Source organism: Eisenbergiella sp. OF01-20 (genome assembly GCF_003478085.1).
Lineage (GTDB): Bacteria > Bacillota > Clostridia > Lachnospirales > Lachnospiraceae > Eisenbergiella.
Genome location: NZ_QUES01000002.1, coordinates 160,060 through 174,316, shown reverse-complemented (window position 1 = coordinate 174,316; position 14,257 = coordinate 160,060). Strand labels below are relative to the sequence as shown.

Genomic DNA, 14,257 nt, shown 5'->3' with positions numbered 1-14,257 from the left:
CGGTCTAAAGGAAAAATGTATGGCAGCAGAATTAGAATATTGCAGTATTTTGGGAACTCACATAAATGTGACGGATATGGACAAAACAGTGAATTATATTCAGCAGCATCTGGAGGAACTCAAGGGACACTATATCTGTGTTTCTAATGTCCATACTACGGTTACTGCGTATAGGGATGAGGAGTATCGGGAAATACAGAATGGCGCGGCTATGAATATTCCGGACGGAAAGCCATTGTCTATTGTGCAGCGTCATTCGGGTTACAAAAAAGCAGGACGTGTTCCGGGACCGGATCTGATGCCGGAAATATTCAAAATATCAGAAACGAAAGGATACAGACACTATTTTTACGGAAGCCAGCAGGATACGCTGAATGCGCTGAAAGATAAACTTTTGGAACAGTATCCCAAACTCAACATCGTTGGAATGTATTCTCCGCCCTTCCGTACAATGAGTGAAGAAGAAGATAGCAAGGCGACAGCAGATATAAATGCGTGTAATCCGGATTTTATATGGGTGGGTTTAGGCGCTCCGAAACAGGAGAAATGGATGGCGGCTCATGACGGTAAGGTCTGCGGAGTTATGCTGGGAGTGGGAGCAGGCTTTGATTTTCATGCCGGGACGATAAGAAGAGCTCCTTTGTGGATGCAGGAGGTTTGTATGGAGTGGCTGTTTCGGATAGGGCAGGATCCCGGCAGGCTGCTTCCAAGATATTTAGATACGAATTTCTCGTTTGTATTTTATCTGTTTAGAGAATGGTGTAAAGGAAAGAAAGGGATTGATAAAAACGGTAAATTATTACGTATAGCAATGATTGGACATAAGAGAATTCCTTCAAGAGAAGGCGGTGTAGAAATTGTGGTGGATGAATTGTCTACCAGAATGGTTAGACTTGGCTACGAAGTCCATGCTTATAATCGCTATGGGCGTCATACTGCAGGAAAAAAATATGCCCAATATAAAGGAAAAGAATATAAAGGAATCAGATTGATTACGATACCCACCTTTAGAAATGGTAAATTAAATGCGATTGTTTACTCCGTTTTAGCAACTGTCCGGGCGCTATTTGGACGATATGATGTCCTTCATTTCCATGCTGAAGGCCCCTGCATTATGCTTTGGCTTCCCAAGTTGTTTGGTATAAGGACGGTTGCAACAATACATGGTCTGGACTGGCAGCGTTCAAAATGGGGTAATTTTGCATCCAAAGTACTTAGAGACGGGGAAAAGATGGCGGTTAAATATGCGGATGAGATAATAGTGCTTTCGCATAATATGAAAGAATATTTCCTGGACAATTATCAACGTGAAACCGTATTTATTCCAAATGGTATAAACAGACCAGATATTATTATGGCAGATGAGATTGAACAGTTATATGGACTCCATAAGGATGATTATATTTTATTCGTGGCAAGAATTGTGCCGGAAAAAGGTCTCCATTATCTGATTGAAGCGTTTAAACAGCTTAGCACGGATAAACGTCTTGTAATTGCCGGGGGAAATAGCCATTCACAGGAATATATGAATGAAATAGAAGAACTGGTATCCACGGATTCCAGGATTTTAATGACAGGTTTTGTATCAGGAAAAGTCCTTGAAGAATTATATTCCAATGCATACATGTTTGTACTTCCGAGTGATGTAGAAGGAATGGCTGTCAGTCTGCTGGAGGCAATGAGCTATGGAAATTGTTGTGTAATTAGTGATATTGATGAGAATACAGAAGTAGTAGGGCAAAATGCAATAGCCTTTCAAAAGAGTAATGTGGAAGAATTGAAAAAGGTGATGCAGGATTTGGTTGATGATGTGGCTAAAAGAGATTATTATAAAAGCACAAGCCGTGATTATATTTGCAGTAAATATGATTGGGATAAAGTAGTAGAACAGACCCTGAAATTGTATGTGCGGTGAATCCATTAAGTATTATGTGGGGTAAGAGAATGAGGATATTGATAATAAATAAATTTTTACATCCTAATGGAGGATCCGAAACTTACGTTTTTAAAATCGGTGAACAATTAATAAAAATGGGACATGAAGTACAATATTTTGGTATGGATCATGTGGGACGAATTGTTGGAAATCGTATAGATAGTTATACATCAGATATGGATTTTCATACTCGAAAAGCAGACAAGCTTTTATACCCTTTAAAAATCATATATTCTTCTGAAGCAAGAAGAAAACTTCGGTCTGTCCTGGAGGATTTTTCGCCAGATGTGGTTCACCTGAATAATTTTAATTTCCAGTTAACGCCTTCGATTATCTATGAAGTACGTGATTATGAGAGAAAATATCACAAAAAAATAAAGATCGTTTATACAGCACATGACTATCAGTTGATCTGCCCTAATCATTTGTTGCTGCGTCCATTAGAAAATGAAGTTTGTGAAAGGTGTATTCAGAGGAATCCTTTTGAATGTACTAAAGGACGTTGTATACATGGTTCCAGGGTAAAGAGCTTTCTTGGAAGTATAGAAGGATGGATTTATCGAAAAAATCATGTATATAGAAAAATTGATAAGATAATTTGCCCAAGCAATTTTATGGAAAAAAAGCTTTCCGAATCTGCAGACTTGCGTGGAAAGCTTCTTACAATGCATAATTTTGTAGATAGACAAGAAACAAATAAATATGGAAAAGAAGAGTATGTTTTGTACTTTGGAAGATATAGTCGTGAAAAAGGAGTAGCGACATTGCTGGAGGTCTGCAGGGAGATTCCTGATATTCCATTTGTATTTGCAGGCGGAGGGCCTCTGGAAAAGGAAGTAAGTGGAATAGATAATATAGAAAACAGGGGATTCCAGACTGGAGAAAGTCTATATAAAACTATCTCCCAAGCGGCATTTACTATATTTCCTTCGGAATGGTATGAGAATTGTCCATTCAGTGTAATGGAGACACAGATGTATGGCACTCCCGTTCTGGCGGCGGATATGGGGGGGACGAAGGAACTGGTGCTGGATGGAACCAGTGGAGAAATGTTTCAAGCTGGTAATAAGGAGCAATTGAAAGAAAAGATTATAAAACTCTGGAATGATGAGGAGCTGCTAAAGAAGTATACGGAAGGATGTATGCGGGTGGAGTTTGATTCTGCAGAGGAGTATTGTGAAAAATTGATGGGGGTTTATGGGGATGATTAAGGGAATAAAGTTCCAGAAAAAATACTGGTTTATTATTTTTTTAGTAGAAATATTAATTTTACTTGTTGGTAGTTGGGGATATGGTAGAAAAGAACATATCAGCCTTAGCTTTACACAAGATGATCTTTCATATGATAATGGAGAAAGCGGCGCATATTTAGATACAACCAGTAGCAGGGCGTATATTGCCAGTGAAGAATTTGTTTTGCCCAAGGGCATGTATACCGTTTCTATCGATTATGAATATTCTGATCCGGTAATTTTTTCACTCTCTTATATTGATGGGAGATACGATAGTAATGCCAGCGCAGATATTCCCGCAAGAATTACTAATAACAGCACTTGTATTTTTAGGGTTAGTCACAGTAACCGGCCGATGCAGGTACGCGGCAGATTACGTGGGGATGCAAGTGAAGGATGTTATCTGCTTATAAAGAATATAAGAATAACAGATTCCCCTGTAGCAGTACGTAATTTTGTCATCCATTTATTTTTTGTTCTATGTATTATAAATATTATAGTATTCCTGGCATTATATAGAAATAAAATCAGGATAGATGAAGAGAACGGCAGGATATTTCGGGCGCTTATAGTTCTTACTTTTATTGTAAGTATTCCATTGATGGTGGATTACCTTCTTTCAGGGCATGATCTGCCATTTCATTTAATGCGTATAGAAGGGCTTAAGGCAGGGCTGCTTAGCAGAGTTTTTCCCGTTAGGATTCAGCCGGATTGGCTGAATGGACACGGATATGCTGCATCTGTTTTTTATGGGGATGTATTTTTGTATATCCCGGCTATACTAAGAATTTTTGGGATAACAGTCCAGAACGTTTATAAACTTTATGTTTTGTTGGTAAATATAGCAACTATATTTATTTCTTACTATTGTTTCTCAAAGATGAGTACGAAAAAATGTGGGCTAATCTGTGCGGCGTTATATTCATTAAATATTTATCGGCTTACCTGCCTTTATATAAGAGCGGCAGTAGGTGAATATACAGCTATGGTTTTTCTTCCGGTTGTATTATACGGACTATGGAAAGTGTATACACTTCCTGAAGATAATAAAGAGCATAAACAAAGTTGGGTTACAATTGCTGCAGGTTATACAGGTATTATATTATCACATATGATTTCCTGTGAATTGGTGGCTTTATTTACCGTGCTTACATGTTTGCTCCTATGGAAATCAACATTTTCGAAGAAAAACTTCTGGGTATTATTTAAAGCCGTTGTCGCTATTGTATTATTGAATTTGTGGTTTATTGTCCCTGTAATGGATTATTTAAGCAGTGCTGTTTATGTGATTAATGACCCTGATATGTATACTCCGTACAGACTGGATGAACGTGCAGCGTATCCATCACAGTTGTTTATGAATATATATGGGGTGACAGGGTCAATGCAGTATTCGGCCGGTACACAGAATGAAATGCCAATGACATTGGGAAGTTCATATTTGTTATTATTTGTTGCATGGTTTATTTGGGGAACGGAGAGAACGACAGAAAAAGATACCAACAAAAAAGAGGTTTGGTTATGTATCTTATTGGGGATTTTCAGTTTGGTATTTGCTACATACCTGTTTCCATATACAGCCCTGGCAAATATATTCCCAATATTAGAATTCCCGGAAAGAAGCCTGCAGTATCCATGGCGCTTCCTGAGTGTGGCGGCTTTGTTTTTTACGTGGCTTGCCTGCTTGTTTTTTAGAAATAAAAGGATTGAATTAAAAAAGAAATATGCTGTTGCAGTAATTGTTGTGTTAGTTGCAGTTTGGCAGGGAATTTCATTCATGAGCCAAATCTTAAATGAAAAAAGCCCATATCGCATATACCAGGAAGGAAACTTTACTACTTGTGAAGTCATGAATGGGGAATATTTGCCAATTGATAGTGATATAGAAGATTATGTAAATAAATTAACATATGATGTATCAAAAATCAAAGTTGATTTTTGGAACAGGTATTATAATAGTATAGAACTGAAATTGACCAATATGGCGCAGGAGATACAACAGATTGAAATACCTATCTTATACTATAAAGGGTATAAAGCCGAAATAAACGGCGGCGGGCAGCTTGGAATTAATGCAGGTACCTCAGGCAGAATTAGTATGAATATTCCAGCAGGATTTAATGATACTGTTTTAATAAGCTTTAAGGAACCATGGTATTGGAGGTGTTCAGAAATAGTTTCTTTTATGGCTTATATGTTCCTGATATGGACAATTATTTTTAAATGGAGAGAAAGCAGGGGTAATTATGATAGGAAAAATTAGAAAGGCTATTGATAATAAATTTATTTATTATCCAATAATAATGGTTATATATATTATCGTTTTTGTTTTTTGGGGGGATAATGCCGTTTTACTTTGGAAAGACAGTTCCGCATATCTCGCGTTTGATAATAGAGTGGGAATCATGCCAATATATCCCTTATTGCTTCACATAAATAAAATCATATTTGGCGAAGGGCTTTTTCTTTATTTTATAGTGGCAGAACAGACTGTTTTTACAATGGGATGCGTGTTTTGCTTTACGGAATACATTAGGAAAAGATTTACGTTGAGTTACTTTTGTACCTATCCGCTAATTATTATTTCCATTTCTATGCCTTTTACAGTTAATTATCCGCTTTCTATATCTAATCATGATATTATGACGGAGGCTTTAGCATATCCTTTCTTTTATATTTACATGGTTATTTTTTTAAAAGCTATTTTTGATAAAAGATACAAAGATTTTATATTCTTGATTTTAGCATCTACAGGGCTTGCATTACTTAGGACACAGCTTCAGCTTATTATTGTATTTAATGCTGCCGCATTTTTTTATGTCGCTTGGATGCATGGAAGAAAGTACAGCCTGAAAAAACAAATGCTTCGTGTTATTGGTATCATTGTAGGCTGTATCATTATTATAGGTATAGGAGAAGTAGGAATATTAGGTGCAAATTTCCTAGGACAGAAAGCAGTAGTTGCTTTGAATTCTGTGCCAAATATTGTTTCTGAGACTGATACAGAAAATAATGTAGCAGAAAAGAGCAATGTAGTAAGTCAGGAAACGGGCGTGGGCAATGTTACAAAACAATATGGCCACCTTATTATCGATAAGGCTATTTATGAAATTAATGAAGAAGACTATCTGCTGTTTGATGATAATGAAATGAAGAAATTATGTATTGCTATTTTTGAAGAAGCAGATGCTAGAAAAAGCAGATATGTATATGCGCAGGAGGGGCTATGGAAGTGGAAAGATATTATGGAGGGTATTGCCAGTGGAACTTCTATTGCAATTAGTGGCTGGACACAATATTATGATGACAATCCGAATACTTACCTAACATATGAATCTGTAAATGATATTGCGTTTGTATTGCTGAAGGAACATTTTGGCAGAGTGTTTTATCATACATTATGTATGATGCCGCAAGGGTTTATATGCACTGTATTTTTTCAAAAAGAACAAATTTATATGTTGTGTCACATAATTATGATATTTATATATTTGAGTGCCTTTGCACTGGTGATATGGGCTTATCGTGTAAGGGAAATCCCGAATATATATGCGGAATTTCTACTTGGATGTATTGTCATTAATATATTATTTGTAATAATTTTAAGCACACTATTCTTTTCGATGCAAAGATATTTAATATACTGTTTTGGCATTTTCTATGTCGCATATTATCTTATGTTACTGCGTGTTTATACTCATTATGCGGACAGAAAAAGCAGGATGGGAAAGGTTTTGTGAGTATGAAATCTGAAAAAAGAAAAATGTTATTTTCCCTTAGTACAGAAGAACTATTTTTTTATATTTGTGTGGCAATCATGATGGGAGCTAAAGGGTTAGGACTGACTGAAGGGCAAAAAAATTTTACGTTATGTATGATAGCAGCGGCAGTATCATGGTGTATTAAGATGTGTCTGACTAGCTATACACTAAAAGAGTGGTTAATACTTAGTTTGTCAATGATAATAGGTAGTATTATATATTTGCGTACAGGAGAAAAAGCCGCATTGGCCGCAGTAATGTTTGTAGTTGGGATGAAAAATATATCTCTGGGGCGTTTGATGAAGGTGTGTTTAGGAGTCTGGGGGATTACATTCCTGACTGCAATAGCGATGGGACTATTAGGTATACAGGAGGGGGTCATAGTTGTACATGAAAAGCTGGGGCTAGGCCCCATTATTCGTTATTCACTCGGCTTCACTCATCCTAATGTACTGCATGTTTCCTATTTTATTTTGGTTATGCTTATAATTTATGTAATGCGGCCGCAGGGAAAGAGACTTTATTGGTTAATATTTTTTTTATTATTAGGCAATCTGTATATTTTTCTGTATTCAATCAGTTATACTGGCATCATTATTGTAGGTATTTATTTATTTATGTGTTTATATTTTGATTTACGAAAAAAATGTGGTAATTTGGAAAAGATTATATTACATTGTGTTTTTCTATTCAGTGTTGCTTTTCCTATTATGGGACCTTTTGTGTTAAAAGGAAAAGCTTTTATTTTTTTTAATAAACTTTTGTCAACAAGATTTGAATTGGTCTATAATATTTTCCGTGAAAATCAATTGTCATTATTTGGAACCAGGATGCGCATAAGCATAAATCCGGGTACCCATCTGACCTTGGACAGTTCTTTTGCATACTTATTGATGAATTACGGAATTGTTGCATTTATCTTTTTTGTAACATTATATTTTCTGGTTGTACATTACTGTATATCACATAATCGCTTACAGGAAACGGCTATTCTTTTAAGTGTTGCGGTGGCCGGAATTACAGAACAGTTTTTGTTTAATTTATCGTTTAAAAATATTACATTATTTATTATGGGTAGTATTTTGTTTGAATATATCTTAAATTCGACAACAGAATATAAATGGAATAGAGGATACAAAATTATAAAAAAAGAAGATAGGATAATTAATATTCAGTTACTTGATTGCTTATATAGTTACTTTAACTCATGCAAAGAAATTGTGAGTGCTAAATGGAGATATTTACTTTCAGGAGGAGTTATTTTTGCAGTGGCGTTATTAGTCATCTATGGAATTTCCTATAAAACGATGGATTATATCATAGTAGAAAAATATAGTACTGATTATAGAGGAGAAGATGAATTTATAATAGGCAAAGATACAATTTTGCCTGACGATAACTACATTAGTGTAGGTGATGTTTCTATTGGGAATGGTGCATATAAATTTTATGGTAATATTCTTGTTATAGAAAACGTAAGGAATGTAATAAGTATTTTTGTTTGGGGAATTTCCAGTGGTATAGCTATGACTATTGTACTGATAAAGAACAGAACGCAAAAAAGGGGATGCATTATTACGGAACACCAGAGAAACTATACAAACAGATAGAAAACCGCCGTTTTTATCTGTTTCCTGGCAAATATGGAAAAGAAACAAGGACAGGTCTAGCGTTTTATCTGTTTTGAGAAATGTATTTACAACATCATTGCAGAGGAGGGGAACACAGAACAACAATTTTTACATCACACAGTCTGATTGACTTTGCATTGGCAGTACAGGCTATACGCGGTCATTGAGCAGTGTAAAATAACCTCCATGGGAACCTGAATTATTCTTTCTCAGAGGGTGGCACAGCCCGTCATGAAAAGGGATATTTGCTCCATCCGTCTGCATCTTTGGCAGAAATTAGAGGACTATTTGGCTTTGTTGTTAAACACACTTGATGATGAAGCCATTCAGATATGTTTGAAATCTACCGTGATCTACAAAAAATAAAGATTTTTACCAACTAATAAGCTTTCTTATTAGTTTTAAGACTTTTTTGAAGAAAACAGAGACCTTAATTGGTGGCGAACCAGCTTAACTATAGCTTTAATTCAAAATTGATGCATTTATTCAAAACGAAAATCGATCACTTTTTACGATCTCGTTATTCCAGTTTTTTCTACTCCATTAGATACAAAAGCCCCTATTCCTTTTTTCTCTCCCGAGAGTAAAGGAAAAAGGCTTCAGCACAGTATCTGCCGGAAAATACATAAAGTGGACCGTAAGGATGCACTTTACGCTATAGAATCATAGGAAATGGAAGAAATCTTTGATTCCACGATGGAGAAGACTTATCAGATTGCAATAATATGAAGTGGTACAATCGTAGGATATACAGCGGCAGCAATTGATGGAGTTGAACTGTCAGAAGTATAAAAAATTCCAATAGAACTTGTTTAAGCGGGAAGACATTCTCTGGAGGGAAGAAAAGCTACCATCACTGTGTAGCATGTGCCATCATTGGAGAATCTGCCTATCTGGTTCTGCGTCAGGAAATGTTGCGTCCAAGAGATGAGAATGAAAAGGATGAAGGGGAACGGAACGGCAGGAAACACATGGTTGGTAAAGAAGTTGGGAAATAACCATGATCGTTTTTGTGATATAATCGTAGCCGATGCGCTATACCTGAGTGCGCTGTTCATAAATAGAGTGCCAGCTTTGACGATTAAAAAATTAAAATAAAAAAAACTCCCACTTTACGTGGGATTACGAGATAATAAAACTGACCAAAGAATTATTTTTTCGCAACCACATAAAGATAGGATGTTTTTATCATGAAAACAAAAGCAAAGATCACCAGAAAAGATACGCGGAACACCTGGCCCAGTTTCATCTGGCATGTGATCTGGTAAAGGTGATCCATCACTATTTCCCCGGACTCCGGTCCCTGTTAAAGAGACTGGAGGATCCTCGCGACCACAGATATATCACTTACGAGAGTCATGTCTTACTGATGAAACACATCCTCTCTTCTATATTTTATATCAGCAGCATGAGAAAAACAAGCCGGGAATTCAATTCGGATACCGTGATCGAAAATATCGGATACCTGTGTGGAAGGCCGGAGCTCCCGGAGCTGCCCTACTGGGAGACGATAAATGACTATCTTAAGAGGTTGGACCCCGGCCAGCTGCAAGGTGTAGTCTGCGGCCTGGTGCGCCGTTTGCTGTGGAGCCGTGTGTTTGAAGACTCCCGTATAAGGGGAAGATACTGGCAGGTGATTGTGGATGGAACCCAGCTGGAAAGCAGCCGGAGGGAATTGGATCCTAAGAGTCTGTACCGTATCCATAGAAAAGGTACCCCGGAGGAATACCGGGAATACTATTACTATGTATTGGAGGCAAAACTCGTACTCCGGAACGATATCCTTGTGAGCATCATGACAGAGTTTGTAGAAAACGAAGGCAGTGAGGATGAAAAACAGGACTGTGAGCGGAAAGCCTGCCGTCGGCTGCTAAAAAAGCTGCATGGGGAATTCCCACGCCTGCCAGTATGTCTGAGCGCAGACAGTCTTTATGCCTGTGAACCATTTTTTGAGGAGTGCCGCGGATATGGGTACCATTATATCCTGCGCTTTAAAGAAGGGAGTATCCCGTATGTTGCAGACGAATTTGGGACACTGCGGAACAGGGAAGGGAACCTGCAGAAAGAGGAAACGGAAGATATGACGCTCTGGAGTGACTATGTAAACGGGATAGATTATGAGGGGCATCTGGTAAACCTGTTGGAATACAGAGAAGAAAAGAAAAAGGAAAACGGGAAAGGGAAAGAAAAGAGATTCTTGTTCCTCACCGATCTGGCGGTAACGAAAAAGAACGTGAGGGCGACGGCAGAAGCCGGCAGCCGGAGATGGAAAATAGAAAACGAAGGATTTAATACCCAGAAGAACTATGGATACTGTCTGGAACATATGTACAGCAGGGTGTACCAGGGAATAAAAAACCATTACTACCTGATCCAGATCGGGCATATGATAGCGCAGGTGATGGAGGCATGGGAAAGCCTGTGGAAAAAGGTGAGGCAGAGCCGGGAGCAGAAGCACCGCAGGATACTGGAATCATGGAAGCAGGATAAGTTAAAAGAAACTATGCAGGAAAAAGAACAAGGGTTCCAGATACGTTTTGGATAAGGGTGCAGGCCGAAGGGAGGTGAGCTGGGAACCGGTAGAACAACAGGATAGTAAGGGAAAATCCCAGGGGGATTGTGTGCCTTTATACAACCGAAAAGGAGAGAAGGCATTGAAAATGCAGGATGAAACTGGGATTATTCCACTAAAAATAAATTTACTCGTCAGAGCTGCCTCAAGTTCCGTCAGGGTTGAAAAGTTAGCGTAAGTATGGTATAGTTACCATGATTATAGACAGACATGACAGAATGGGGATATGTGGAAATGAAGCCCTTGATTATTATACCGGCATTTAATGAAGCCGAAAATCTGAAGCCGCTGGCGGACGATATTATTCGGAATTTTCCGCAGTATGATTATGTGATTATCAATGACGGTTCCACGGACAACACCAGGAAAATATGTAAGGATAATCACTACAATGTGCTGGATCTGCCTGTCAATCTGGGATTGGCGGGAGCGGTGAAGAGCGGGATGAAGTATGCTAACTTTTACCATTATGACACTGTGATTCAGATAGATGGTGATGGACAGCACGATCCTGCCTATATTGCAGATATGCTGTCCTGTGCGCAGAAAACGGGGGCTGATATTGTGATCGGTTCCCGTTTTAAAACGAAAAGGAAACCGGTGACGATGCGTATGATAGGCAGCCAGATTCTGACCTTAGCCATCAAGTTCACCACCGGAGGGAAATATATCGGAGACGTGACCAGCGGCATGCGGCTTTTCAACAAGCGGATGATCAAAAAATTTGCTTACGACATGCACTACAGTCCTGAGCCGGACACTCTGGCATACCTGCTCAACTGCGGTGTAAAAATAGAAGAAGTGCAGGTGGAAATGCGGGAACGTTTATCAGGAGAGAGTTATTTGATTGGGATGATGTCTGCGCGTTATATGCTGCATATGCTGTTTTCCATCTTTTTGTTTCAATGGGTAAGACAGAGGATGAAGGAGGTTTAACAATGTCATCGTTACTCCAAAAACTGATTATTGCAGGCGCTTTTTGTGCTGTTGTCTATATCCTTCACCGCCTGCGCAGGCTGCGGGTTAGGATGGAGGATACCATTTTTTGGCTCTGTTTTTGTGCTGTTTTAATCATACTTGCCATGATACCCGATATGGCTTATTTTTTCTCCCGTCTGCTGGGGATCCATTCGCCGGTGAATCTGATTTTTTTGTTGATCATCGCACTGTTGCTGGAGAAACTGTTTACGCTTTCCATGCAGGTATCTCTTTTGGAAGAGAAGATTACAGTGCTGACTGCGGAAGTGGCATTGCGGTGCAAGGACATTGAACAGAATCAGGAGAAAGAAATGGAAAAAGATGCGCAGGGAGAGCCGGGAAAATAGCCTATGCAAAAAGTTTCGATCATCATGACAACTTATAACTGCGCTGAACAGCTTAAAAAAACGTTGAACAGCGTAATCATGCAGGATTACCGGCCGCTGGAGATCGTTGTCAAAGACGGTGTCTCCAAGGACGGTACAGTGGAAGTAATCAGATCCTATGCTAAAAAGCCGGGAATCGATCTAGTATGGGAATCCAGTCCGGACGGCGGAATTTTTGATGCCATGAATCAAGGCTTTGCCATGTCTTCCGGTAGCTATCTCCTTTTTTTTAATGAAATTTTTCTGACCTCTCGTGCCATTTCGACCATGGTGCGTGTGCTGGAACGGACAGATTGCTGTGGCGTTCACTCTGATCTGGTGTATCGGGAAGGTGAAAAAATTCGCCGGTACTGGCGCATGGGAGAAGGAAGAATTGGAGAGGGTTGGATGCCGGGTCACCCGACTTTGCTTCTGAAAAGGGAGGTTTATGAGAAATACGGTCTTTACCGCACTGATTATCAATGTTCGGCGGATTATGAATTTATGGTTCGGGTATTCTGTAATGGGAAAGAAAAACTGGCTTACTTGCCGGAGACGCAGGTTGGTATGTTTTACGGCGGCACCAGCACTGCCGGAATGAAAGGTTACCTGCTTTCTCTGACGGAAGCTCACAGAGCACTGAAAGAAAATCATGTGAAGCATGCGTTTCGAACGGATGTGAAAAGGACGCTTCGCGTGTTGAGGCAGTTTCGGGAAGTGGACGGCTATTCCCCGGAATGGCAGCCGGTATGTTGTGCGGAGAAAATGGTTTCGGTGATCATACCGGTCTTTAACGGAAAAAAATATCTTCAAAAGTGTCTCGACAGCATATATGCCCAGTCTTACCGGGAACTGGAACTTTTGGTGATCGATGACGGTTCCTGCGACGATTCCTTCTCTTTTGTCATAGAGTATGAAGAGGCGCGACCAAAACAGGAGCGACGGGTACGGCTTTTTAAACAGGAGAATCAGGGTATCGCCTCTGCCAGAAACGCAGGTATCCGGTATGTGCAAGGCAGTTACTTGCTGTTTGTGGATCAGGATGATTTTCTGGAGCCGGATTTCGTGTACACTTTGGTGCGGGAGGCAGAAGAAAAAGAGGCCGATATTGTAGTATCCGGTTATTTCCGCACAGGGATGGACGGCAGGATACATAAGAAAGTAGTGCTGAAGGACACGGAATGGTGTAAGTTTATGAACATTGCGCCTTGGGGAAAGCTGTACCGGTATGAGTTTATCCGCAGGAATGAACTGGCCTTTCTGGATGTGCTCAAAGGAGAGGACAGCTATTTTAATGTGACGGCCTACAGCAGGACGGATCAGATCCGAACGCTCTCTTATGTTGGCTATCATTGGAGAGATAATGCGGAGTCACTGAGCAACACAAATCATGCTGCGATTTTAGAGGGCAACAGCGTGTTACCGTTGTTTGAAGCGCTTTTGCCGGCGTTGACACGACAGGATAAAATATCAGAGGATATTCTGGAATATTATTTCGTAAAATCAGTGGTTTATGAACTGCTGTACGTGGCCAGGGGTGAAAAACGGGAATCGCTCATGCGGCTATACGGCCAACTGTTTCAGTGGCTGGATGAACATTTCCCTTCGAATCGCAAAAACCGAAATATCGGTTTCTTTCGTCCAGAGGGGGAAAGATGGACCACCAGATATGCGGTAACGATCTTTTGCATGCTGAGAAAGGTGGGATTGGCGGGTGTGTTTTTGCGGATATACCGCTTGCTTCCGGCAGGCCGTGGGTCGTAACAAATTGTGAAGTTACTT

9 protein-coding genes are annotated in these 14,257 nt (G+C 39.4%); all 9 read left to right on the top strand.

What is annotated here, in order from left to right; genetic code table 11:
* Nucleotides 1-19: 19 nt before the first annotated feature.
* The gene (locus DXA36_RS33965; RefSeq protein ID WP_330424976.1) at nucleotides 20-1,915 is read left to right on the top strand and encodes a WecB/TagA/CpsF family glycosyltransferase; all 1,896 of its coding nucleotides are present in this window, start codon (nucleotides 20-22) and stop codon (nucleotides 1,913-1,915) included.
* Between the two features lie 29 nt (nucleotides 1,916-1,944).
* Complete coding sequence (locus DXA36_RS04365; RefSeq protein WP_118677113.1) at nucleotides 1,945-3,147, top strand: glycosyltransferase; 1,203 nt, start codon at nucleotides 1,945-1,947, stop codon at nucleotides 3,145-3,147.
* Entirely contained in the window at nucleotides 3,140-5,431 is a 2,292-nt protein-coding gene (locus DXA36_RS04360; protein ID WP_147366543.1) for a hypothetical protein, read from the top strand. The genes DXA36_RS04365 and DXA36_RS04360 overlap by 8 nt, the downstream gene beginning before the upstream one ends.
* Nucleotides 5,415-6,908 carry a hypothetical protein gene (locus DXA36_RS04355; protein ID WP_118676695.1) on the top strand — a complete coding sequence of 498 codons (1,494 nt, stop codon included), beginning with the start codon at nucleotides 5,415-5,417 and terminating at the stop codon, nucleotides 6,906-6,908. Before DXA36_RS04360 ends, DXA36_RS04355 begins: the two co-directional genes overlap by 17 nt.
* Nucleotides 6,909-6,910: 2 nt before the next feature.
* Nucleotides 6,911-8,539, top strand: a complete 1,629-nt coding sequence (locus DXA36_RS04350) for a hypothetical protein (RefSeq protein ID WP_118676693.1) — start codon at nucleotides 6,911-6,913, stop codon at nucleotides 8,537-8,539.
* Nucleotides 8,540-9,968: 1,429 nt separating this feature from the next.
* The gene (locus DXA36_RS04345; RefSeq protein ID WP_182478925.1) at nucleotides 9,969-11,105 is read left to right on the top strand and encodes a transposase; all 1,137 of its coding nucleotides are present in this window, start codon (nucleotides 9,969-9,971) and stop codon (nucleotides 11,103-11,105) included.
* A 261-nt stretch (nucleotides 11,106-11,366) separates the two neighbouring features.
* Nucleotides 11,367-12,068 carry a glycosyltransferase family 2 protein gene (locus DXA36_RS04335; protein ID WP_118677109.1) on the top strand — a complete coding sequence of 234 codons (702 nt, stop codon included), beginning with the start codon at nucleotides 11,367-11,369 and terminating at the stop codon, nucleotides 12,066-12,068.
* A 2-nt stretch (nucleotides 12,069-12,070) separates the two neighbouring features.
* Entirely contained in the window at nucleotides 12,071-12,457 is a 387-nt protein-coding gene (locus tag DXA36_RS04330; protein WP_182478924.1) for a DUF2304 domain-containing protein, read from the top strand.
* A 3-nt stretch (nucleotides 12,458-12,460) separates the two neighbouring features.
* Nucleotides 12,461-14,239 (top strand): glycosyltransferase, encoded by a 1,779-nt coding sequence (locus DXA36_RS04325; protein ID WP_118676687.1) that lies wholly within the window; start codon nucleotides 12,461-12,463, stop codon nucleotides 14,237-14,239.
* The last annotated feature ends 18 nt before the right edge of the window (nucleotides 14,240-14,257 follow it).